Origin of the sequence: Dyella flava (assembly GCF_016904955.1) — a bacterium.
Classification (GTDB): domain Bacteria; phylum Pseudomonadota; class Gammaproteobacteria; order Xanthomonadales; family Rhodanobacteraceae; genus Dyella_B; species Dyella_B flava.
In genome coordinates, this window is the sequence record NZ_JADIKE010000034.1 from 96,485 (window position 1) to 119,368 (window position 22,884).

General features: G+C 62.9%; 25 protein-coding genes. 19 read left to right on the forward strand and 6 right to left on the reverse strand.

Translation table 11 applies throughout. The annotated features are described in order from the left end of the window. Positions 1-136 precede the first annotated feature (136 nt). Genes ISP19_RS08635 through ISP19_RS08645 form a run of 3 tightly spaced genes read right to left on the reverse strand, consistent with a single transcriptional unit; the run spans position 137 to position 3,321 of the window. Positions 137-1,396, reverse strand: coding sequence for a heme biosynthesis HemY N-terminal domain-containing protein (locus ISP19_RS08635; RefSeq protein WP_204680964.1), 1,260 nt, complete (start codon positions 1,394-1,396; stop codon positions 137-139). Next, positions 1,393-2,505: a uroporphyrinogen-III C-methyltransferase gene (locus ISP19_RS08640; RefSeq protein WP_204680965.1), complete on the reverse strand. Its 1,113-nt coding sequence runs from the start codon at positions 2,503-2,505 to the stop codon at positions 1,393-1,395. The genes ISP19_RS08635 and ISP19_RS08640 overlap by 4 nt, the downstream gene beginning before the upstream one ends. 9 nt (positions 2,506-2,514) lie before the next feature. After that, positions 2,515-3,321, reverse strand: coding sequence for a uroporphyrinogen-III synthase (locus tag ISP19_RS08645; RefSeq protein WP_204680966.1), 807 nt, complete (start codon positions 3,319-3,321; stop codon positions 2,515-2,517). Between the two features lie 172 nt (positions 3,322-3,493). On the opposite strand from ISP19_RS08645, the gene ISP19_RS08650 reads away from it, so the two are divergent. From ISP19_RS08650 to ISP19_RS08660, 3 genes are all read left to right on the forward strand, one after another. After that, positions 3,494-3,976, forward strand: a complete 483-nt coding sequence (locus ISP19_RS08650; protein WP_204680967.1) for a YiiD C-terminal domain-containing protein — start codon at positions 3,494-3,496, stop codon at positions 3,974-3,976. A 26-nt stretch (positions 3,977-4,002) separates the two neighbouring features. Then, positions 4,003-4,419, forward strand: a complete 417-nt coding sequence (locus ISP19_RS08655) for a hypothetical protein (RefSeq protein ID WP_204680968.1) — start codon at positions 4,003-4,005, stop codon at positions 4,417-4,419. A 78-nt stretch (positions 4,420-4,497) separates the two neighbouring features. Further along, on the forward strand, positions 4,498-4,941 hold the full coding sequence (locus ISP19_RS08660) for a rhodanese-like domain-containing protein (protein WP_204680969.1): 444 nt from the start codon (positions 4,498-4,500) through the stop codon (positions 4,939-4,941). A gap of 79 nt (positions 4,942-5,020) precedes the next feature. On the opposite strand, the gene ISP19_RS08665 is transcribed toward ISP19_RS08660, so the two are convergent. Then, on the reverse strand, positions 5,021-6,094 hold the full coding sequence (locus ISP19_RS08665) for a 2Fe-2S iron-sulfur cluster-binding protein (protein ID WP_284385125.1): 1,074 nt from the start codon (positions 6,092-6,094) through the stop codon (positions 5,021-5,023). Between the two features lie 84 nt (positions 6,095-6,178). Here ISP19_RS08665 and ISP19_RS08670 point away from each other — a divergent pair, with 84 nt between their 5' ends. The 4 genes from ISP19_RS08670 (at position 6,179) to ISP19_RS08685 (ending at position 9,638) form a co-directional block, all read left to right on the forward strand. Further along, complete coding sequence (locus ISP19_RS08670) at positions 6,179-6,619, forward strand: hotdog fold thioesterase (RefSeq protein ID WP_204680971.1); 441 nt, start codon at positions 6,179-6,181, stop codon at positions 6,617-6,619. A 191-nt stretch (positions 6,620-6,810) separates the two neighbouring features. Beyond that, the gene (locus ISP19_RS08675; protein ID WP_204680972.1) at positions 6,811-7,761 is read left to right on the forward strand and encodes a serine/threonine protein kinase; all 951 of its coding nucleotides are present in this window, start codon (positions 6,811-6,813) and stop codon (positions 7,759-7,761) included. Positions 7,762-7,968: 207 nt separating this feature from the next. After that, the gene (locus ISP19_RS08680; RefSeq protein WP_204680973.1) at positions 7,969-8,406 is read left to right on the forward strand and encodes a hypothetical protein; all 438 of its coding nucleotides are present in this window, start codon (positions 7,969-7,971) and stop codon (positions 8,404-8,406) included. 59 nt (positions 8,407-8,465) lie between these two features. Next, the gene (locus ISP19_RS08685; RefSeq protein WP_204680974.1) at positions 8,466-9,638 is read left to right on the forward strand and encodes a class I SAM-dependent rRNA methyltransferase; all 1,173 of its coding nucleotides are present in this window, start codon (positions 8,466-8,468) and stop codon (positions 9,636-9,638) included. A gap of 130 nt (positions 9,639-9,768) precedes the next feature. On the opposite strand, the gene ISP19_RS08690 is transcribed toward ISP19_RS08685, so the two are convergent. Then, complete coding sequence (locus ISP19_RS08690; RefSeq protein ID WP_204680975.1) at positions 9,769-10,413, reverse strand: Pr6Pr family membrane protein; 645 nt, start codon at positions 10,411-10,413, stop codon at positions 9,769-9,771. A gap of 77 nt (positions 10,414-10,490) precedes the next feature. On the opposite strand from ISP19_RS08690, the gene ISP19_RS08695 reads away from it, so the two are divergent. Further along, positions 10,491-11,915, forward strand: coding sequence for a DNA recombination protein RmuC (locus ISP19_RS08695; protein WP_204680976.1), 1,425 nt, complete (start codon positions 10,491-10,493; stop codon positions 11,913-11,915). A gap of 104 nt (positions 11,916-12,019) precedes the next feature. On the opposite strand, the gene ISP19_RS08700 is transcribed toward ISP19_RS08695, so the two are convergent. Then, entirely contained in the window at positions 12,020-12,844 is an 825-nt protein-coding gene (locus ISP19_RS08700; protein WP_204680977.1) for a shikimate 5-dehydrogenase, read from the reverse strand. 129 nt (positions 12,845-12,973) lie between these two features. On the opposite strand from ISP19_RS08700, the gene folE reads away from it, so the two are divergent. The 11 genes from folE to ISP19_RS08755 all read left to right on the forward strand — a co-directional run bounded on the left by folE (position 12,974) and on the right by ISP19_RS08755 (position 22,833). Next, on the forward strand, positions 12,974-13,576 hold the full coding sequence (gene folE, locus ISP19_RS08705; protein WP_204680978.1) for a GTP cyclohydrolase I FolE: 603 nt from the start codon (positions 12,974-12,976) through the stop codon (positions 13,574-13,576). Beyond that, on the forward strand, positions 13,576-13,902 hold the full coding sequence (locus tag ISP19_RS08710; RefSeq protein WP_204680979.1) for an EF-hand domain-containing protein: 327 nt from the start codon (positions 13,576-13,578) through the stop codon (positions 13,900-13,902). The genes folE and ISP19_RS08710 overlap by 1 nt, the downstream gene beginning before the upstream one ends. 195 nt (positions 13,903-14,097) lie before the next feature. Continuing rightward, the gene (locus tag ISP19_RS08715; protein ID WP_204680980.1) at positions 14,098-15,447 is read left to right on the forward strand and encodes a TCR/Tet family MFS transporter; all 1,350 of its coding nucleotides are present in this window, start codon (positions 14,098-14,100) and stop codon (positions 15,445-15,447) included. Further along, positions 15,444-15,950, forward strand: a complete 507-nt coding sequence (locus tag ISP19_RS08720) for a DUF1993 domain-containing protein (RefSeq protein ID WP_204680981.1) — start codon at positions 15,444-15,446, stop codon at positions 15,948-15,950. The genes ISP19_RS08715 and ISP19_RS08720 overlap by 4 nt, the downstream gene beginning before the upstream one ends. A 126-nt stretch (positions 15,951-16,076) precedes the next feature. Beyond that, positions 16,077-16,730, forward strand: a complete 654-nt coding sequence (locus ISP19_RS08725; RefSeq protein WP_204680982.1) for a DsbA family oxidoreductase — start codon at positions 16,077-16,079, stop codon at positions 16,728-16,730. 163 nt (positions 16,731-16,893) lie between these two features. Further along, positions 16,894-18,558, forward strand: coding sequence for an NAD(P)/FAD-dependent oxidoreductase (locus ISP19_RS08730; RefSeq protein ID WP_204680983.1), 1,665 nt, complete (start codon positions 16,894-16,896; stop codon positions 18,556-18,558). Next, entirely contained in the window at positions 18,548-20,650 is a 2,103-nt protein-coding gene (dinG, locus tag ISP19_RS08735; RefSeq protein WP_204680984.1) for an ATP-dependent DNA helicase DinG, read from the forward strand. Before ISP19_RS08730 ends, dinG begins: the two co-directional genes overlap by 11 nt. Beyond that, entirely contained in the window at positions 20,647-21,207 is a 561-nt protein-coding gene (locus ISP19_RS08740) for a HutD/Ves family protein (RefSeq protein WP_204680985.1), read from the forward strand. Before dinG ends, ISP19_RS08740 begins: the two co-directional genes overlap by 4 nt. A 167-nt stretch (positions 21,208-21,374) precedes the next feature. Further along, positions 21,375-21,953, forward strand: a complete 579-nt coding sequence (locus tag ISP19_RS08745) for an NnrU family protein (RefSeq protein ID WP_204680986.1) — start codon at positions 21,375-21,377, stop codon at positions 21,951-21,953. An 80-nt stretch (positions 21,954-22,033) separates the two neighbouring features. Next, positions 22,034-22,231 (forward strand): hypothetical protein, encoded by a 198-nt coding sequence (locus ISP19_RS08750; protein ID WP_204681153.1) that lies wholly within the window; start codon positions 22,034-22,036, stop codon positions 22,229-22,231. Continuing rightward, positions 22,231-22,833, forward strand: coding sequence for a DUF938 domain-containing protein (locus tag ISP19_RS08755; protein ID WP_204681152.1), 603 nt, complete (start codon positions 22,231-22,233; stop codon positions 22,831-22,833). Before ISP19_RS08750 ends, ISP19_RS08755 begins: the two co-directional genes overlap by 1 nt. Positions 22,834-22,884: the final 51 nt, after the last annotated feature.

Here is a 22,884-nt window from a genome sequence, read left to right on the forward strand (position 1 = left end):
TACGGACAGCTATCGGATTTCCCTGAAATTTAAAGGGCGCTTTTCCCGCTACGCCAGAATCGGCCGTAACGATGACGGGTGACATGCCAGGATTCGGCGCAGGTTTGGACGCGCTTAGCTGCGATGGGCCATTCGCTTACTTGCGCAGCCTCGGCACACCGTGCTCATCGCGCTCTTCGATCGCGATAGGCCGTGTATCAAGACGCCCGCCAACCACGTTGCTGGCCGGCAACGGCACGATCACCTCACCGCGCGTGATGGCAATGGCGTTGCGATAACAGCGCTGGGCCAGGACCGCATCGCCCAGTCCTTCGTACGTATCACCCAGCGCTTCCCACGCACCGACACTCGGGACCAGTGCCAGGGAACGCTCCAGATACTGACGCGCTTTGCCCCACAAGCTCATGCGCACGCACATGCGGCCCAGCGCCAGCAGCAGCGAGGGATCATTGGGATGCGCTTCTTGCCAGCCTTCGGCACGGCGCAAACGCGCTTCAAGATCCGTGCCCGGCAGCGCTCCATAGGTTTCGACCAGTTGCGACGACCATTCGCGGCGCAACGCGGATTCCACCTCATCCATGGCCGGCAACACCAGGCCGAAAGCGGTCGCCTTGCGCGCATAGGCATCGACCACGGCAGATGCGCGGCGCTGCCCTTTCGGCAACTGCGACCACAGGGTATTCAGGACCGCGCCATCCGCCGCGGCGTTGATGCTTGCAACCAGCACCTGCGTCTCCAGCGCATTGTAGGCACGCGCGCCAAGCACGCCGCTTTTCTGCAACGGTTCCAGTGCTTCGCGTGCACGGCGCGTATCGCCGCTGGCCAGCGCTGCCAGCGCGAACTCACGCCAGCCACCGGGACTGAGGTTGCCGTTGTCGGCTTCGGGCGTGAGCAAGGTCAGCGCTTCTGCCGGCTTGCCATCGCGGCGCAAGACGCGTGCGCGCAAGACACGTGCGGCACGTGGCGCGACTTGCGCGGCTTCATCGAGTGATTCGAGCGCACGCCCATGCTCGCCGCGACGCGAAGCAGCCTCCGCCGCCGCCAGCAAGGCGGGACCACGCAAGGTATTCAGGCGCGAAGCACGGTTCAGATCACGCTCGGCATCGCTATGCCGGCCTTCCATCAGTGCTACCAGGCCTTCCGCCAGACGCTGCTGGCTCATTCGGCGATGACGACGCGAAAACGCACCGAACGGCCAGCGCGCCAGACGCCAGAGCACGGTGATCGCCACCCATATCAACAGCAGCAGGATGACCGCCGCCAACAAGCTGGTCTGCGCGGTGACGCCACGGAAACGCACCAGCACATAACCCGGATCTTCGGCCACCCAATGCCAGCCGAAAGCCGCCACTGCGGCGACGATCACCAGCAACAGAATCCATCGCCACAGCTTCATGGCTTGGTCCCGGCCGCCGGCGCGGCGTTGTCCGTGTCAGGCTTGAGTGCGTGCACGGCGCGCAGGTTGCGCAGCTCGCTCAACGCTGCCCCCAATTGCACCGGAATGGCCGGCTTGAGCTGGCCGCTGAGCGTGGCGATACGCTCACGCACCTGCTGCACGGCAGGCGCTTGCACATCGAATTGCGCCGCCAGGCCGGCGTCCGCGCGCTTCAACGCAGCGCTGCATGCGTCGTCGTCCCAGGCGATCAAGGCGGCCTGCGCCTGGGCAAGATCCAGCGCCACCAATTCGCGCGCAATCCGCGTATCGGCGATATCGACCGGCGCGCCGTTATCACGCTGAATCTGGATCACGCTGTACAAGGCGTGGCGGATTCGTGCCCATACGCCGTTGTTCTCGCTGGTCACCGGTTCGTCCAGCGGCTTGAGCGGCAGCTTGGGCAGATCGTTGCGTAGCTGCACCACGCTATCGAGCATTTGCTGGCGATCGCCCGACTGGCTCTTCACCAGGGCTTCGTGCTCGGCATCGATGCTTTGCCGAACCCCATCGAAAGCATTGTCGTTGACGCCGGCCAGTGTCTGGCTGGCCAGCGCATACGCCTGGGCTGCGCCCTGCGCATCATGGAACAGGGTGTAACGCTCGGTGCCCATGCGTAGCAGGGCTTCAGTCTCGTCCAGGCGCATCGCATCCTGGCCGGAGAGTGTTTTTTCGGACAGACGGCCGACCGCCTCTTCCAGATCGCGCACGCGCTGATCCTGCGATAGCAGTTCTTCACGTAGCGAGCGGTTCACCTGGTCGGCGTCGTTCAAACGCTGCAACAACACGTTGCTCTGGCCGGTGGCGCCGGACAGCGTGTGTTCGAGGGTATTGACCCGATCTTGCAGGCTGGCCGTGGTGCGTATCGCCGCCGCGCCAAGATGGCTGAGCTGCCATTGCCGCCACGCGACGTAGCCCACACCAACCACGGCGATCAGGGCCAATAGCAGGGCCAGGGCCAAGGTGCCGCCACCGGAACGGGCTGGCGCCGGGGGCTGATTGGCGCGCGTGGTGACGGAGGGCACGCTGGTGGGCGCGGTGTTGCGTTCGGGGGTGAGATCGTCCTGGCTCATAAGCGCATGCTAACAGCCTGTGCGGTCGGCTTCGTGGGGTGGGGATGAACAGGCTTCCTTGACTGCCGTAAGCAAATCCGCCTGACCTGCCGATGCCGCGATGCGCAGCCGCTGGAACCCCGCCGAACGCGCCTGCTCGGCAATGCGTTCGCTGCTGACCACAGCCAGGGCCCTGCACAGCCGCTGCCATGCCGCCTCAGGCAGGCGTTGCATCAGATGCTCCAGCGCTTCACCGCTGGACAGCAGAACGCACGCCGTTGTCGGTAGTTGCCGCACCGCATCGACATGACGCTTGTTCAAACGAGCCGCGCCACGGCCATACACATGCACTTCACGCAGCGTGCCGCCGCGCGACACGATCTGCTGCTGCAGCAGGCCACGCCCGCCGGGCGCAGTGATCAACGCAATACGCTTTCCCTGTAACTGCTGCATGGCGGGCAATTGCAACAAACCTTCGCTGTCCTGCCTGCTCGCAGGTGTCTGCGCGTGGATGCCGTGCCGCAAAAGCGCACGCGCCGTAGCCAGTCCCACTGCAATAACCGTGGCCTGCGTCTGGCATGGCGCAAGCGCGAGCGCGTAGCGCACGGCAGCCGGACTGGTGAAGATCAACACGTCATCATGCTGCGCATCGCCCCATTGCGCGCATGCCGCGGCGGAATCAGCTGCCGCGCGCAACGAAAGCCCCGGCAGCAACAGCGGCACCCCGCCGAGCGCGCGAACCTGCTTCACCAACGCTCGGCCCGTACCCGCTGGACGGGTAATGACGATGGTGCAGCCGGCCAATGCGCCGTCGGACTGGGAGGGTTGCTTGCTCACGCCAAACTCCGTTTAGGAAGGGCAAGGGCCAAGAGAGAGTGGAGAGGAGTGAGGAGTGAGAGAAGAGCTGCATGCGCCTTTCCTCTTACTTCTCACTCCTCTCCACTCTCTCCTACGCTCATAGAGTCTAGCGTCTACACTGTGCGCTTCCCCTCCCCAAAAACGATGTTCGATGGACAAGCTTGATCTGCACGCGGCCGCCCAGGCGCTGGTGGCCTTTATCCGCGAAGGCATTCCGTTGGCTCGCGCGATGGCGGTGGAACTGGGCGGCTATACCGGCGAACAGCTGATCCTGGCCAGCCCGCTGGCCCCCAATGTCAATGACAAGGGCTGCGCCTTCGGCGGGAGCCTGGTCAGCCTGATGACCCTGGCCGGCTGGGGCCTGGTGGAACTGGCGCTGCGCCAGCGGGGCGAGGATTGCGATGTCTATGTCGGCACCTCGAGCGTCCAGTACCTCAGCCCGGTGTGGGGTGATTTCCAGGCCCGGGCGCAGCGGGATGCGGACGCCAGCTGGGACACCTTCTTCGCTACCCTGGCCGCCCGCGGCCGCGCCCGCATCGCCGTGACGGCCGAGGTACCGGGCGAGGACGGCAGGCCAGCCGCCACGCTTGCGGCACAGTTCGTGGCGAAGCGCCGCGCCGCTGCGGCAGAATAAGCAGACCTGGGTGGGGAGTAAGCTCTATGCGTCGTATCGCCGGTCCGATCCTGTTGTCGACTGTGCTGCTGTTGTCCGGCTGCGCCACCGACAAGCGCGGTGATGCACTCACCCACACCATGATCGAGTACGCCAACGCCGTCCGTTGGGACGGTTTCGAGGCGGCCGAGCAGTTTGTCGATCCCAAGGTGCGTGCAGCCCATCCGCTTACCGATCTGGACCGCGAGCGCTTCAAGCAGGTACAGGTCAGCGATTACGACGACGGCAACGGCCCGATCCCGGCGGGCGAGAACGAGGTGCGCCAGGTCGTGCAGATCAGCCTGACCAATGTGCATACCCAGAGTGTGCGCACCATCGTCGATCACCAGTTGTGGCGCTACGACCCGCAAAAGAACCACTGGTGGCTGGAAAGCGGGATACCCGACATCAACCAGGAAAATTGAGCGGGACCGCCCCCTGGCCCGCCGCGCCCGGGAACTCGCCTATAATTGCCGTTTGCCTGCAACCAGCCCGGCCTTTTCATGAACGATTTTCTGCACAAACTGCCCGAATTCCTGGGCCATCACGAGATGCTTGCCCTGGGCTTTGTCGCGCTGGTGATCGCGCTGATCGTCACCCAGATCATGGTGCTGCTGCGCAAGTACAAGGAGCTGACCCCGGCCGGCCTGACCCAGCTGATCAATCGCGACAGCCCGCTGATGATCGACCTGTCCGCCATCGCCGACTTCGAAAAGATGCATGTGCCGGGCGCCAAGCATGTCGTCATGAGCCAGTTCGATCCGGAGAACAAGGATCTGGCCAAGGCACGCGAGCTGCCGGTGGTGGTCATGGACAAGGACGGCCGCAACAGCGACAGCGCCGCCCAGCGCCTGGTCAAGGCCGGTTTCACCCGCGTCTATACGCTCGGTGGCGGCGTGCTGGCCTGGCAGCAGGCGCAGCTGCCCGTAGCGAAAGGCAAGAACTAGGAGTGAGTGGAGAGGAGTGAGGAGTGAGAGAAAGGCAAAGGCGTGCCAGCTCGTGCTTCTCTCTCACTCCTCACTCCTCTCACTCGCTTCTCAGCGATTCGCTGATGCCGGCTCTGCCCGCGAGGATCTGCGCGAGGACATCCGGCGCGTAGTCGAATGAGTCGTAGTAAAGGCGTTCTTCGGGTAGGCCGGCGTCGATGAACAGTTTGCGTCCGGCGTCGATCATCGCGGGTGGCCCGCTCATATAGACGTCATAAGTGGAGAGATCGGGTTGATCCTCCAGCACTGCTTCATGCACCAATCCGGCGCGCATGCCGGCGATGCTCGCCTGTTCCGGGTCGGACAGCACGGCGTGGAAACGCAGATTTGGCGTGATCTCCGCCCAGCTTTCAGCGAGCTTGTGCAGGTAGAGATCCGCCGCATGGCGCGCGCCCCAATACACCTCGATCGATCGGCGGGTGCCCAGCGCCATGAAGTGTTCAAGGATGGCTTTCACCGGCGCAAATCCGGTGCCGCCCGCCATGAAGATCATTGGGCGCTCTGAATCCTCGCGCGGCACGAAGGTACCCAGCGGTCCCTCGATACGCAGTTGGTCGCCCACTTTCAACACTTCGCTGACCCAAGAGGTGAAACCACCACCCGCGACGTGGCGAACATGCAACTCGATCACGCCGTCGGCCCGCAATCCGTTGGCGATGGAAAATGGCCGGCGGCGGCCTTCGTCCAGGAGCACGTCGAGGTATTGCCCGGGCAGCCAGTTCAAGCGCAATTCGCCCGGCGCTGCTTGCAAATGCAGCCCGATCACATCCGGCGCCAGCTGCCATTTGCGGCTCACCTGCACCGTAAGCTGGCGGCGCGCCACGTCTTCGACCGAGGTCACTTCACGCGCTTCCAGCAACAGATCACTGACCGGCACGGCCTGGCAGAGCAGCACCGCGTGATGGGCGCGCTCGTTGGCGTCCAGAGCCGCCGGTGGATTGCGCGGATATGCGCAACGCTGCCCTTCGATCACCACCGCCTTGCAACTGCCGCAAACGCCGGCACGGCACGAATACGGCAAGGCGATACCGGCGCGCTGCGCGCCCTCCAGCACGGTTTCGCCGGGCATGACGCCGAAGCGGCGGCCGGAATGTTTGAGAGTGACGGTGTACACAATTAGGTGCCTGGAGCGATCCCGCATTGTCGCCGCGGTGGCGGTCGGCGGACAATGCGGCCTCCCCGCACGAGTATCAACCACATGCGTATCTGGAAGCAGGACACCGACCTCGCCCGCCTCAACAGCTGGAGCAAAAACACCCTGATGGAGGCAATCGGCATCCGCATAACCGCCGTCGGCGATGACTGGCTGCAGGGCACGATGCCGGTGGACCCGCGCACGCACCAGCCATATGGACTGCTGCATGGCGGCGCATCCGTGGCGCTGGCCGAAACGCTGGGCAGCTCGGCGGCCATGCTTACGCTCGATCCGGAGAAAGAACGCGCGGTAGGGCTGGATATCAACGCCAATCACGTACGCGGCGTGCTGAGCGGCAGCGTGACCGGCACGGCCCGCCCGTTTCATCTGGGCCGCTCGACCCAGGTATGGGAAATCCGTATCGAAGACGAGGCCGGCAAGCTGGTGTGTATCTCGCGGTTGACCATGGCGGTCGTGCCGGCGACGGCAGTGGGCGGACGTTGATGCGTACCTTTGCCAGGGTTACCCCCACTCCGCTGCGGGGAGCGGCCAGGGTGAGCGGACAACCTCGCGCAGAGCTGCCCACGTGCTGAAAAACAGACGCCCCATCTTCCGATGCGCGATGACCAGCAACATCGCAGGACCGGCCTCTCACCCCTGCCCGTTCCTCGGACCGGAGCGGGAGCGGACCGCGCATGTCTGACGAGACCCCCTACGCCCGCCTCAGCCCCGATCTCGTGCTGGATGCCGTTACCGCCTGCGGCCTATGGCCGGACGGCCGCTTGCTGGCATTGAACAGCTACGAAAACCGGGTCTGGCAGATTGGCCTGGAAGAAGCCGCGCCGGTCATCGCCAAGTTCTATCGGCCGGGCCGGTGGAGCGATGCAGCGATCCTGGAAGAACACAGCTTCGCCAACGAACTGGCCGACGCGGAATTGCCGGTGGTCGCGCCCAAGCTGTTTGCAGGACGCACGCTGTTGCATCACGACGGCTTCCGTTATGCGCTATCGCCGCGTCACGGCGGCCGCGCGCCGTCGCTGGAATCCGCCGATCAACTGGAGTGGCTGGGGCGTCTTATCGCGCGCATGCATGCGGTGGGCGCACGCAGCAGCTTCGTGCATCGAGGACGGCTCGATCGCGATACGCTGATCAGGCAACCCATGCAGGCCGTGCTCACCGGCAGCCTGCTACCGGCCACACTTGCCGAACGCTATCGCCACGCCGTCGAACGCCTGGATCGCCTGGTGGCGGCCCGCTTCGACGCAGTCGGCCCCGTGCGCAGTTTGCGCCTGCATGGCGATTGTCATCCCGGCAATGTGTTGTGGACCGATGCCGGCCCGCATTTCGTCGACCTCGACGATGCGCGCATGGGCCCTGCCGTGCAGGATCTATGGATGCTCGCTCACGATGAACGAGCCATGGAGGCGTTACTGGAAGGCTATGCTTCAATGCGTGACTTCGATCACGCAGAACTCGCCTTGATCCCCGCGCTGCGCGCCATGCGGCAAGTGCATTATGCCGGCTGGATTGCGGCGCGCTGGCACGACCAGGCTTTTCCCGCCGCGTTTCCATTTGCCGCTGAAGCTCGCTGGTGGGAACAGCATATTGCGGACCTGCATGAGCAGGCGAATGAATTTGAAGAGTGAGTGGAGAGGAGTGAGAAGTGAGAGAAAAGCAACGGCATACCAGCTCATGCTCCTCTCTCGTTTCTCACTCCTCTACACTTACTTCTCGCTTTTAATGAGTGAGCGTAGATAAGCAAGGAGTGAGAGAAAAGCAGAGGCACGCCAGCCCACGCTCTTCTCTCACTCCTCACTCCTCTCCACTCACTCCTCGCTTTTATGGGGTGTTGAATGCGTCTGATCCTGTTTCGACTGATCGGTATCCTGGAAATCGCCGGCGGCTTCTACGGCATGGCGAACTGGCTCCCGCGCCTGCTGGCCTTCGGCCCGCTGCGCACGGCAGCGATCGGACTGGTTGCGTTCGCGCTGTATGCCTTCGTGCTGATCGCCGGTGTGCTGTTGCTGGAAAACAGCGAGCGCGGCGTCCGGCTCTCCAGTGTCGCCCAGTTACTGCAACTGCCCCTGATCGCCACGCCGATCCTGAGCTATGCCTTGCATTGCGGCGCATGCATCGACCTGTTCGCCGCCTTGCATATTCCCACCCGGCCGGAGTTGAGCTGGGCGTTCGGCAGTCAGCGCTTTGTACTTGAGTTTTCCGGTCCGGCCACGTCCCGGCTGGGCGTGAACGTGCTGGCGCTGCTGTCGTGGATGGTGCTCAAGCTGCGCTGAAAGCGCGATTGTCGTTCGCAAGCAAAGAGCCATCGCCCGCAGCCGGTTATCATAGGCGGATGAATACCCCCGCCGAATTGCCCGTTATCCGCCTGAAATCCGACCGCACGCCCGGCCACCCCTGGGTGTGGTCGGCGCAGGTGCATAAGCCTGAGTCACGCATCCCGCCAGGCAGCGTAGTCAACGTCATCGACACCCGCGACCGCTTTGTCGGCCGCGGCTTCTGGAACGGGCATGCGCGCATCGCCTTGCGCCTGCTCACGGCCGCTGCCGATGAACCGGTCGATGCTGCGTGGATCGCTGCACGTATCGATCGCGCCGTGGCGTTGCGCCGCGAACTGCTGACACTCGACACGGTCACCGACGCATGGCGTGTCATACATAGCGAAGGCGATGGGCTTTCGGGCCTGGTCGTCGACCGCTATGCGGATATCCTGGTGATCGAATATTTCGCCGCCGGCATGTGGAAGTTTCGCGATGTGATCCATGCCGCCTTGCTGCGTCACTTCCCCGGCGCGCGCCTGTACTGGTTTGCGGAAAGCCACGTGCAGAAGCAGGAATCCTTCGACTGCCGCGCGATGGACGCCCCGACGCCGGTGGAAGTACACGAACACGGCCTGCGTTTTCATGCTGCGCCGGGATACGGTCACAAGACCGGCTTCTTCGCCGATCAACGTGAAAACCGCCGCCGCTTCGCTGAACTCGCCCGCGGCCGGCGCGTTCTCGACCTGTGCTGCAATGCTGGCGGCTTCGCCGTGCATGCGATGGCTGGCGGTGCCAGCGAAGCGATCGGCGTGGACATGGATGCAGGCATCCTGGACATCGCGCGCGCCAATGCCGAAGCGAATAACGTGGCTGCACGCTTCGAACAAGCCGATATCTTTGAATGGCTGCGCCAGGCTGTCGCTCGCGGCGAACGCTACGACGCGGTCATCCTTGACCCGGCCAAGCTCACCCGCGATCGCACCAAGGTGCTCGATGCACTGAAGAAGTATTTCGCCATGAACCGCCTGGCGCTGGATGTGATTCCACCCGGCGGTGTGCTGCTGACCTGTTCCTGCACCGGACTGGTCAGCGAAGCGGACTTCCTGGAAATGCTGCGCCGCGTGGCGTTGAATGCCGGACGTGAAATCCAGGTGCTGGAAGTGCGTGGTGCCGGTGCTGATCATCCGGTGCGCACCGATGTACCGGAAAGCCGCTATCTGAAGGCCGTTTTCTGCCGCATCGACTAACCCACCACCGTAGCCGTAGGTTGGGTAGGTTGGGTTAGCTCCGCGTAACCCAACGGAACTCCATCGAAGCGATAACCATCGTTGGGTTACGCTGCGCTAACCCAACCTACCCAACCTACGACCAGACAGGCTAATCACGCTTTGCGCCGATGCGCCAGGCCAGCATCAACAGATAGGCCAATAACAGAAACGCGATCAGCAGCAGAAAACCGTTGCGCACAGCGACGGCATAACCAAGCGCCGATGCGTCGATAAATCCATACGGATAGCTACCGATCAAGGCACCGCGCAGCAACGCGTACGCGAAGTAGATCAGCAGATAGATGCTCCACCATAGCGGTGCCGTCCAGCGCAGGGCGCTACCGCGCAAGACGATCAGGCTGTAGATCACGCATAGCGCGGGCGAGACATAGTGCAACAGCACATCCGCCAGCAAACGCAGGCCTTGCGGCTGCCACACATGTCGAAGCAATACGTAATAGGCGATGCCGACGAAGGCGATGCTGGCCGTCACCCAGCCCGTCACGATCGGCCGTGCAAAGTACCGGCCTGGTCCCGAGTTTGGCGCCAGCAACGGCCAGGTCACAGCCAGGCACACCAGCAGATTGGTCAAGATGGTGAAATAGCCGAAATACATCACCAGTCCCTGCCCCATCGTCTTGCCTTGGGCCAGGGCGAGCGCCAGCGACAGGTAAAGCTGCAACAGGACGGCCAGCCAGCCGGTCGCTGCAACCAGCATGGCCAATGGCCTGGCTTTGCCGTTTAACGAGTTCATGGAGGTCATCAGCACATGGTTCTCAAGGACTGATACGCCAGCGCGTAAACTGTACCCGGATACTTCTGGAATCACCCATGCCCCTGATCTACATCCTGCTCGCCCTCACCGTCATCCTGCTGGTCCTGCAAGTGCTCGTGCTGCTGCGCGGGCGTGGCGACGCGGGCGTGCATGCGCGGCTCGATGCGCTGAAAGACGACAACCGCCATCTGCGCGAAGCCCTCGCCCAGGAGCAGCGCGCCGGACGCGGCGAACTGAACCAGGCGCTGTTGCAATTCCGCAGCCTGGTGCAGGAGCAATTGGATGCCATGGCCGCACAGCAACAGGAGCGCATCAGCCTGTTCGGCCAACGCCTGGATCTGCTGACCGAGCGCACCGACAACGGCATCCAGGCACTCGCGCAGCGCCTGACGGAAGACGCGCGCCGCGGCCGCGAAGAACTCGCCGCCAGCCTGGCCCGGCTGGGTGAACAACAACAGCAGCGCCTGGCGTTGCTGACCGCCGACAACGAGAAACGCCTGGGCGAAGTACGCGCCACGCTGGAAACCAAGCTCACCGCCATCCAGCAGGACAACGCCACCAAGCTCGAACAAATGCGCGCGACGGTTGACGAGAAACTGCAATCCACCCTGGAAACCCGGCTTGGGCAGTCCTTCACGCTGGTATCCGAACGCTTGGAAGCGGTGCAGCGCGGCCTGGGCGAAATGCAGTCACTGGCCAGCGGCGTGGGCGACCTCAAGCGCGTGCTCAACAACGTGAAAACGCGCGGCATTCTCGGCGAAGTGCAGCTTGCCGCGCTGCTGGAACAAATGCTTACCCCCGAACAATACGCCGCCGATGTCGCGACGGTTCCGGGTTCGGACAACCGCGTGGAATTCGCCGTCCGCTTGCCGGGTGGCGATCGCGACAGCCAGGTGTGGCTGCCGATCGACGCGAAATTCCCCATCGAAAACTACGAACGCCTGCTCGACGCCCAGCAGCAGGCAGACGCCGATGCGGTCGAACGCGCCGCATCAGCGCTGGAACGGCACATCCGCGAAGAAGCCAAGACCATCCGCGCCAAGTACGTTGCGCCACCGGCCACCACCGACTTCGCCGTGCTGTTCCTGCCTACCGAAGGCCTTTACGCCGAAATCATCCGCCGTCCCGGCTTGTTTGAAAGCCTGCAACGCGAACAGCGCGTCATCGTAGCCGGCCCCACCACGCTTTCCGCCCTGTTGAACAGCTTGCAGATGGGCTTCCGCACGTTGGCCATCCAGCAGCGCAGCAGCGAAGTGTGGCAGCTGCTTGGTGCAGTGAAGAACGAATTCGGCAAATTTGGCGATGTACTGAAGATGGTGCGCAAGAAGCTGGACGAAGCGGGCAAGCATATCGATGCGACCAGCGTGCGTACGCGGGTCATCGAGCGCAAGTTGCGCGACGTGGAGTCCTTGCCGGGAGAGCAGACTCAGCAGTTGCTTGGCGACACCCTCGCGGTCGAAGAAGAAAGCCCGGAAGAATGAGCCCTTCCAGACAGCGTGGATACGTAGGTTGGGTTAGCGCAGCGTAACCCAACTTTTTTATGGCTTCGATGAAGTTCCGTTGGGTTACGCTGCGCTACCCCAACCTACCCCGAGCTGCGCAGCGCATGCGCAGCGGCCTGCGCAATCAACGCATCATCCGGCCGCACCCCGGTGTAGAGCACGAACTGCTCCACCGCTTGCAGCACAATCACGTCGGCGCCGGTAATCACCGGCTTGCCCTGTGAACGAGCCAGCTTGATCAGCGGTGTTTCCGGCGGCAGCGCCACCACATCGAATATGACATGCGCACGTTCCACCTCGACGCGATCGAAGGCCAACTGATCCGCCTCCGGACCTTCCATGCCGAGCGGCGTCACGTTGATCAACAGCTGCGCATCCAATCCCGCTGTGTCGGCCACCCAGGAAAATCCGCTGACCTCGGCCAGCCGGCGACCGGCAGCTTCATTGCGCGCCACGATATGTCCGTGTCTGAAGCCTGCATCGCGAAACGCACACGCCACGGCTTTGGCCATGCCGCCGCTGCCGCGCAAGGCCAGCCGCGTAGCGGGCGACAGCGCATGTCGTTCGATCAATGTGCGGATGGCGATGTAATCGGTGTTATAGGCGTGCAGGTGCCCATCGTCATTGACGATGGTGTTGACCGAAGCGATCGCCCTGGCCGAATCATCCATCGCGTCGACCAGCGGAATGCAGGCTTCCTTGAACGGCATCGAGATGGCGCAGCCACGAATCCCCAAGGCGCGAATGCCGCCGATCGCCGCCGGCAGATCCCCGGTGGTAAAGGCCTTGTAGACGTAATTCAGGTCCAGCGCCTGGTAGAGAAAGTTCTGGAAGCGGGTGCCGAAATTGCCCGGGCGGCCGGACAGCGACATGCACAAGCGGGTATCGCGATTGATGGATAGGGACATCGGAACAACTCGTACGGCATCAATGGGGAGAGAGGTTGGGGTTCAGCCGGGCCGCCCCCATGTCCCCGCGACCCTACCATCTTGACGCCAGCGCTACACTCGTAGCCCTGAATAGACCAAGGAAGCCGCATGAGCGAGCACCACGAGCCCACCGACGTTACCCGCGAGCAAGCCGAAGAAGCGGTGCGCATCTTGCTGCGCTGGGCCGGCGAAGATCCGCAGCGCGAGGGCCTGCTCGATACGCCCCGCCGCGTGGTCAAGGCGTATCGCGACTGGTTCAGCGGCTACCAGATCGACCCGGGCGAGTACCTGCGCCGCACCTTCGAGGAAGTGGCCGGCTACGATGAAATGGTCGTGTTGCGCGATATTGAATTCGAAAGCCATTGCGAGCACCACATGGCGCCGATCATCGGTCGTGCGCATGTCGGTTATCTGCCCACCGACCGCGTGGTCGGCATCAGCAAGCTGGCGCGCGTGGTGGACGCCTTTGCGCGCCGCTTCCAGGTGCAGGAAAAGATGACCGCGGAAATCGCGCGCTGTATCCAGGAAAACCTGCGTCCGGCCGGCGTGGCCGTGGTGGTGGATGCCAGCCATGAATGCATGACCACCCGTGGCGTGCACAAGCGCGGCGTGTCGATGGTGACCAGCCAGATGCTGGGCTCTTTCCGCGACGATGCCCGCACCCGCGCCGAATTCCTGGATTTCATCGGTATACGCGGCGGCGTTCGCTGATGCGTGCCGCCGTCGCTCTGCTGCTGTGGTTGACGGCGACGGCCGCCGTGGCGCAGAGCACGGCTTCCGGCTTGTTCCAGGCCATGGATACCAACGGCGACGGGCGCGTCAGCGAAGCGGAATACGTGGCCTATATGAGCCAGGGTTTCTATCGCCTGGATCGCAATCACGATGGCGTGCTGGAGTCGGACGAACTTCCGGGCGGTCACGGCAAGCCCATCACCTTGCAGGAATGGCAGGACAATCTGCGCAAGGAATTTCGCAAGCTCGACCGGCACCACCACGGTTACCTGACTGAACAGGAATTGATGCAGCCGCCACAATAGAGCGGCCGTACGCAGGTATGCCGGTCTCGCCACTCGTCCCTTTTAGCCCGCATTCGCGGCCACTTTCCTTACCCGCCCATCCGCCAGAAAGAAACCGGTGCGACGTTATGCATACGATCTGCTCATGCCAACTCGCCCGCCATCAGCTATCGTTGCGGCTTTGATCCTTTGAACTACCCCTCGGCGCCCCGACGCATGGCTTCCGCCCCGCCCCCCGCTTCCTCCGGCCAGAAAGCCGCATTCGCCTTTATTTTCGTCACGGTGATGCTGGACATGCTGGCCTTCGGCATCATCATTCCCGTGCTGCCGCACCTGATCGTGGATCTGATCGGCGGCAGTATTGCGCGAGCGGCCGTATGGTCCAGTGCATTCGGCACGGTTTACATGCTGATGCAGTTTGTTTTCTCGCCGGTGCAGGGCACGCTGTCCGATCGTTTCGGCCGCCGCACGGTGATCCTGATTTCCAGTTTCGGCCTGGGTGTCGACTTCATCGTGATGGCGTTGACGCCGACGCTGTGGCTGCTGTTTGTCGGCCGCGCCATCTCCGGTATCTGCTCGGCCAGCTTTTCGACCGCCAATGCGTACATCGCCGATATCGTGCCCAAGGAAAAGCGCGCGGCGGCCTTCGGCATGATGGGCGCGGCCTTTGCCATCGGCTTCATCATCGGGCCGGCGCTGGGCGGATTTCTGGGGCACTTCAGCATCCGCCTGCCGTTCTGGGTCGCGGCCGGGCTGTCGCTGGTCAACTTCTGCTACGGCTTCTTCGTGCTGCCGGAATCGCTGCCGCTGGAGCGCCGCACGAAGCGCTTTGACTGGCGCCACGCCAATCCTTTTGGCGCGCTGGTGCTGTTGCGCCGGTATCCGCAAGTATTCGCGCTGGCGGCGGTATTCTTTCTGATCAACCTGGCGCAGTTCTCGTTGAACTCGACCTACGTGCTGTATACCGACTACCGCTATGGCTGGGGTCCACAAACCGTTGGTTACACACTGGGTCTGGTCGGTTTTTGCAGCGGCCTGGTGCAAGCCGTGCTGGTACGGCGTTTGATGCCCAAGCTGGGCGAGCAGCGGATGATCATGCTCGGCCTGCCGTTGTGCGTGATGGGCTACCTGATCTTTGGATTCTCCTCGGTGAGCTGGATCTTCCTGCTCGGCATTCCGTTCCTGTGCCTGGGCGGGCTGGCCGGACCACCTGCGCAGGCCTTGATGACGCAGCAGGTGGATCCGCACGAACAAGGCCGCCTGCAAGGCGCGCTTAGCAGCCTGGCCAGCCTGGCCGGCATTTTCGGACCGGTGGTGTTTGCCAATCTGTTTGCGCTCTTTATCAGCAACCACGCGCCCGCACACTTGCCAGGCATCGCCTTCGTGCTTGCCGCATTGCTGCTGACGAGCGCAGCGGTATTGGCCCGTTATGCCATCCGTCATCTCCATCCTGTGCATGCGGCGCCGGCTTCGCCTTCCGCCGCATTGAGCACCGAATTTTCTCCCGTGGCGGACGTCGTTCCCCACGAACCTATTCCTCATGACCAAACGGAGTCATCCCCATGAGTATTTCGATGTACCAGGTTTCCATTCCTGTCTTTGTGCGTGCGCTGAACAACCTGCATCACGTGTTGAAGCAGGGTGAGGCCCATGCAAAAGCCAAGAGCGTGGAAGACTCGGTCATGCTGCAAATGCGTCTGATCGCCGACATGCTGCCGCTGGTCAAGCAGGTGCAAATCGCCACCGACCTGGCCAAGAACGGTGCGGCGCGCCTGGCGGGAGTTGATCCGCTGAAGTTCGAAGACAACGAAACCTCGTTCGATGAGTTGTACAACCGCATCGAACGCGCCATCGACTACATCAAGAGCTTCAAGCCCGAGCAAATCGACGGCAGCGAAACCCGCGCCATCACCCTCAAGATGCGCAGCGGCGATGTGCATTTCGAAGGTGAAGCTTATCTGCTGCACTTCGTGCTTCCCAACCTGTTCTTCCACTGCACGACTGCCTACAACATCCTGCGCGAGGCCGGCGCCAACATCGGCAAGCAGGACTTCATCGGCAAGCCCTGAGCATACTCAAGGCATCGGCTTCAGACGGCGCGGCCTGGTCCGCGCCGTTTTATTTCCAGCATCGTTGATTTGGCCGGCGGCGATCCCCATCGTTAGGCCCATCTCACATCCCCTATATGAAGCGTCATGGCCAAGCCAAAATCCCTGAAAATCGACTTCGTCTCCGACGTTGTCTGCCCCTGGTGTGCCGTCGGCCTGAAGTCGCTGGAACAGGCGCTGGGCAATTTGCATGGCGAAGTGACCGCCGACTTGCATTTCCATCCGTTCGAGCTGAATCCGCAGATGGTGCCGGAGGGTGAGAATATTGTTGAGCATCTGGCGCACAAGTACGGCAGCACACCGGAACAGCTGGCAAAGAATCAGGAAGCCATCCGGCAGCGCGGAGCCGCACTCGGCTTTACCTTCAACATGGATAAGCGGCAAAACATTTACAACACCTTCGATGCACACCGCCTGCTGCACTGGGCGGAGCAGCAAGGCAAGCAACATGCATTGAAGCTGGCTTTGCTGGAGGCTTATTTCAGCGAGGGCGAAAATGTCAGCTCGCACGATGTGCTGGCGCGTGTCGCCGGGAAGGTGGGGCTGGATTCCGCCAAAGCCCGCGACGTGCTGGCCAGCAACCAATTTGCCGAAGAAGTCCGGGAGCAGGAGCGCTTCTATCAGGAACAGGGCATCCACGCGGTGCCTTCGGTGATCATCAACGATCAATACCTGATCCAGGGCGGACAGCCGCCGGAGGCGTTCGAGCAGATTCTGCGCCAGGTGGCGGCGGAGGCCTGAGGCCCGCCCCGCTCCCCTTCGAGGCCCGGCGGGGGAGAGAACACAGCCAGGCGACCATCCCGGCAAGGATGGTCGCTCCAATGGAATGGAGCAGAACAGGATGGGCAGCGGTTTGCGGCCGGCTCTGAGACAATAGCCCACCGTTCCATCCGCCCCGCCCCGCATGCTGCGACTCACCGATATCAAGCTGCCGCTGGACCACGCCGATGAGGCGCTGGCGGCGGCCATTCGCGCCAAACTGCATATCGGGGCCCAGGCTATTCGCAGCTATAGCGTGTTTCGGCGCGGCTATGACGCGCGCAAGCGTGGGGCGATCCAGCTGATCTACACCCTGGACGTCGAAGTCGCTGATGAAGCGACATTGCTGCAGCGCTTTGCGGATGATCCGCACGTCCGTGCTACCCCCGATACCCAGTACCGCTTCGTGGCCCACGCCACGGCCGGCCACGGCCAGGCACCACACCGTCCGGTGGTGATCGGCATGGGACCTTGCGGGCTGTTCGCGGGTCTGTTGCTGGCGCAGATGGGTTTTCGCCCGATCATCCTGGAGCGCGGCAAGGCCGTGCGCGAGCGCACCAAGGACACCTGGGATCTGTGGCGCAAGCGCAACCTGCATCCGGAATCGAACGTGCAATTCGGCGAAGGTGGCGCCGGCACGTTTTCCGACGGCAAGCTCTACAGCCAGATTTCCGACCCGCATCATTACGGCCGCAAGGTGCTCACCGAATTTGTAAAAGCTGGCGCACCGGAAGAAATCATTTACGTCAGCAAGCCCCACATCGGCACGTTCCGTCTGGTGACGATGGTGGAAAACATGCGCAACACGATCGAATCGCTGGGCGGAGAGATTCGTTTCCAGCAGCGCGTCGACGATCTGCTGATCGAAACGGATGCACAGGGTACGCGCCATGTGCGCGGCGTGGTGCTGGCGGATGGCGAGCAGATTCGTACCGATCATGTGGTGCTGGCGCTGGGCCACAGCGCACGCGATAGCTTCGAGATGTTGCACAAGCGCGGCGTATATCTGGAAGCCAAACCGTTCTCGATCGGATTCCGGGTCGAGCATCCACAGTCGATGATCGACCGTGCGCGCTTCGGTCCGCAGGCCGGCCATCCACTGCTCGGCGCCGCCGACTACAAGCTCGTACATCACTGCCGCAACGGCCGTTCGGTTTACAGCTTCTGCATGTGCCCCGGCGGCACGGTGGTCGCCGCGACCAGCGAGCCGGGACGCGTGGTGACCAACGGCATGAGTCAGTATTCGCGCAACGAACGCAATGCGAATGCGGCGATTGTGGTCGGCGTCGATCCCGTCGATTTCGTGCCCTACGACGGCAGCGGCAGTCCGCTGGCCGGCATCGCCTTGCAGCGCCATTGGGAAAGCCGCGCCTTTGAGCTCGGCGGCGGTACGTATGAAGCGCCGGGGCAACTGGTGGGTGATTTTGTTGCTGGACGTGCATCGACTGCGTTCGGCGAGGTGCAGCCTTCCTACAAGCCCGGCGTACATCTCACCGATCTCGCACACGCCTTGCCGGACTACGCGGTTGAAGCGATCCGTGAAGCGATGCCGGCCTTCGATCGCAAGCTCAAAGGCTTCGGCCGCCACGATGCGATTTTTACCGGCGTCGAGACGCGCACCTCTTCGCCTGTTCGCGTGCGCCGCAATGACGACGATTACCAGAGTCTCAACACGCGCGGGCTGTTTCCGGCCGGCGAAGGCGCGGGCTATGCCGGTGGCATTCTCTCCGCCGGGGTCGATGGCATTCGTGTGGCGGAAGCCGTGGCATTGAGCATCACCGGCGAACGACGGGCCGCGCATGCTGACTGATGTGCTCAAGAGCAACATTCGCGATGCCTATGCACGCATCAAGGATGGCCTGCCTGGATTCCGCGCGCGTCCCGCACAGCTGCGCATGATCGCCGAGGTCGCCAAGGCGCTCGCCGAACCGGCTGGCGCAGCGGTGATCGAGGCACCGACCGGCACCGGCAAATCGATGGCCTATCTGATCGCCGGCGCGGAAGTGGCGAAGGCCCACAAGAAAAAATTGCTGATCGCCACCGCGACGGTGGCCCTGCAGGAACAATTGGTCGAGCGCGATATCCCGCTGTACTTGAAGCTTAACGGCAGCGAGGCGAAAGTCGCGCTGGCCAAGGGCCGCGGCCGTTATCTGTGCCCGCGCAACCTGCGCATGGCCGGTAACAGTCTCGGCGATAGCGGCCAGATGGGCCTCGGCTTCGATGCGGATCTTGCGCTGTGGAGCAAACCGCCGGCCGAGCGCGACAAGCAGGTGATGCGCAAGCTCACCGATGCCTTCGACCGCAACGAGTGGAACGGTGACATGGATGCTGCGCCGGAAATACCCGGCGACATGCTGCGCGCACTGATCACCACCAGCGCGGGCGGCTGCACCGGCCGCCGCTGCGGATATTTCATGGTCTGTCCGTTCTTCGCCGCGCGGCGGGCGGTGGCGGATGCCGACATCATCGTCGCCAATCAGGATCTGGTGCTGTCCGACCTCACCTTGTCCAGCGGTGAGGAAAGCTGGGGCGGCGTGTTTCTGCCCAAGCCGGAAGAGACCGTGTATGTGTTCGACGAAGCGCATCACATGCCGGGCAAGACCATCGACCGCGGCGCGTCCGATGTGCCGCTCGGTCTGGCCGTGCGCCAGATCAGCCGTCTTGGCCGCCAGGTGCATGCCGCTTATTCGCTGTCCGACAAGGAAGTGATCGGCAAGCTCACGCTTGATGCCGGCGACGAAAAGCTGCAGGAACTGAGCGACGCACTGGAAGGCCTGGAAAAGGAAATCCGCCATTCCTGGTTGCCCGATCCGGCCGAAACCGAGCCGATGTATCGCGGCTCGCTGGGGCAATTGCCGGAAAACTGGTTCCATCACGCGAGCATGTTGTATGTCGCGACAGCGGAGATCCAACGCTGGCTGACCGCGGTGCGCCGCACGATCACCGAGATGAGCGAAGGCGGTCCGACCCAGGAAGCCCTGTCGCGCGAACTCGGCATTGCGCTGGAACGCATCGATCGTCAGGTACGCACCTGGCGCGCATGGTCGTTTGACGATCCCGAACATGCACCGCCGCTGGCGCGCTGGGTCACGCTGTCGAACGATCAGCAGCTGGTCTGCCATGCTTCGGCGGTTTCCGCCGGCGCACTGTTGCGCAACATTCTGTGGGACAACGCCAGTGCCGCGGTCATGACCTCGGCCACCTTGAGCGCGGGCGGCAACTTCCGCGGCTTTGCCGATGCCGTGGGATTGCCGGACGAGGCGGTCACGATCAGCCTGCCATCGCCGTTCGACCTTAGCGCGCAGGCGCGCCTGGAGGTGCCGGCTCTCTCCGCACTTCCCGATGCGCGCGAGCAACACGCACAAGAAGTCACCGATTGGCTGGCCGAACACCTGGATTGGGATGCCGGCAACCTGGTGCTGTTCACCTCACGCGCAAAACTCGAACGCGTGCTGCAACGCCTGCCCATCGATAAGGTGCGCAAGGTGCGCGCACAGGGCTCGCTGGGCAAGACGCAATTGATTGCCGAGCACACCGCCGCCATCGAAGCGGGCAAAGGCAGTACCTTGTTCGGCCTGGCCTCGTTTGGCGAAGGCCTGGATCTGCCGGGCAAATTGTGTGAAACCGTGGTGATCACGCAATTGCCTTTCGCCGTGCCCACCGATCCGGTCGGCGCCACTTACGCCGAATGGCTGGAATCACGCGGACGCAATCCGTTCCTGGAAGTGGCCGTACCGGAAGCCACCCGCCTGCTGACCCAGTATTGCGGACGCCTGATCCGCAGCGAGACGGATCGCGGCCGCATCGTGCTGCTGGATCGCCGTGTCGTCACGCGGCAATACGGCAGCCAGATGCTGAAAGCACTCCCCCCTTTCCAACGCGTGATCGAGCGTACTGCATGAGCATCATCCATCTGCGTGATTATCCGGCTACCCCCTGGAAAAACGGCATGGGGCGCACGCGCGAATTGGCAGTGCATCCGTCTGGCGCCAGCATGGACGATTTCATCTGGCGCGTCAGCGTGGCAGAAGTGGATAGCGCCGCGCCGTTCTCCGCCTTTCCGGGCATCGATCGTTACATCGCGCTGCTGGAAGGCGCGGGCTTGACCATGACCCTGGACGACGGCCGCTCGCACGCGCTGACTACGCCCTTCGTGCCATTCGCGTTTCCTGGCGAAGCGCAGGTGGGCGTGACGCTGCATGGTGGAGCGACCCGCGATTTCAATTTGATGCTGCGTCGTGAACAGGCCCACGGCGAACTGGTGGTGTGGGACGAACCCGGCCGGCAGGTAGTGGACGATGCGGTGGTGCTGATCTACTGCGCGCAAGGCCATATCGATACATCAGACGGACGCCTTCACGCCGGCGATGCCTGGCTTCCCAACCGGGTAACCGGACGCGTAACGCTCGATCCCGGTACCTTGGCACTTGTGGCGCGGGTGGAATTGCGTGTGAATTGACCAGTGCGCGGGACATATCCACGTTCTAGCAAACAACTCCCTCTCCCCTCCGGGGAGAGGGCCGGGGTGAGGGGCCGAGCTTGCCGTAAACCCCAACCATCTCCAACAGAAGCCCTTCTCCAACAGATAGAGAAAGCTGACCCCAACATCACCTAGAGGTTGCCGCCATGTTCGTGCTGGTCCTCGGTCTGATCATCTTTTTGGGTTTGCACTCCATCCGCATCATGGCGGATGGCTGGCGTAGCCGGCAGATTGCACGCTTAGGCCTGAAGCCCTGGAAAGGCATCTACGCCATCCTCTCGATTATCGGGTTGCTGCTGATCATCTGGGGCTTCGGCCTGGCACGGCAGCATCCGGTGCTGATCTATGCACCACCACTATGGCTGCGCCATCTCAACGGACTGTTCATGCTGGTCTCGCTGATCTTTTTCGCAGCGGCGCGCGTACCGCGCAACCACATCAAGGCAAAGTTCGGCCATCCGCAGGTGCTGGCGGTGAAGACTTGGTCATTCGGCCATTTACTGGCGACTGGCATGCTGCACGACCTGGTGCTGTTTGTGCCGTTCCTGATCTGGTCGGTGCTGCTCTTTATCGTGTCGCGCCGACGCGACCGCCTGAACGGCACGATTTATCCGACGGGCACGGTGAAGGGTGATGTGATTGCCGTGGCGATCGGCGTCATCGTCTGGGCTTTGTTCGCATTCTGGCTGCATACCCTGCTGATCGGCGTCAATCCGATGATCTGAACGGGTGCCGGCAGGCATCTACGCTCGGCGGCTGCCCTGCGCTAGAGTCCGTCGATGGCCCCACGATGACGGTGAGACATATGGTCGGTTTTCTGCTCTGGTTGCTGCTGCTGGTGTTCTGCTGGCCGCTCGCGCTGCTGGCGCTGGTGCTGTATCCCATCGTGTGGCTGCTGTTGCTGCCGTTCCGCCTGGTAGGCATTACCGTGACCGCGGTGTTTTCGTTACTGGGCGCGATGCTGATGTTGCCTGCCCGCGTCTTGCGTGGTCGCCCGGTTTGATCAATAAGCCTTATTCAGCCGCTAGTGAACGCAACGGCGAACCGATTCTGGTGTTGTTGCGGCAGTGGTTCGCGGACCGGCGGCATGTGCTGGAGATTGGCAGCGGCACCGGCCAACACGCTGTGCACTTTGCCACGGCCATGCCGCACCTGATCTGGCAAAGCTCCGATCGCGCCGAAAATCTGCCCGGCATACGGCTCTGGCTCGACGAAGCCGACTTGCCCAACACGCCCGCGCCGTTGGAACTGGATGTGATGGGCGCATGGCCATGCTGGCGTTACGATGCGATCTTCAGCGCCAATACCTTGCACATCATGGCCTGGCACGAAGTGGAAAGCTTTTTCGCATCGCTGTCCGGCGTCACGACCGATGATGCATGCGTGGCGATCTACGGGCCATTCAATATCGATGGCCAATTTACCAGCGAGAGCAATGCGGCATTCGATCGCGAGCTGAAGATGCGCGCTGCGCACATGGGCATTCGCGATACATCAGACGTGGATGTGCTGGCGGCGTCGGTCGGCTTCGATCTGGCCGAAGACATCGCCATGCCGGCGAACAACCGCCTGCGGCTCTGGCGTCGGCGCGGTGCAGGCTCCTAAGCAAGTGCCGTCGCCCCGGCGCAGGCCGGGACGACGAAGGCGATATCCATC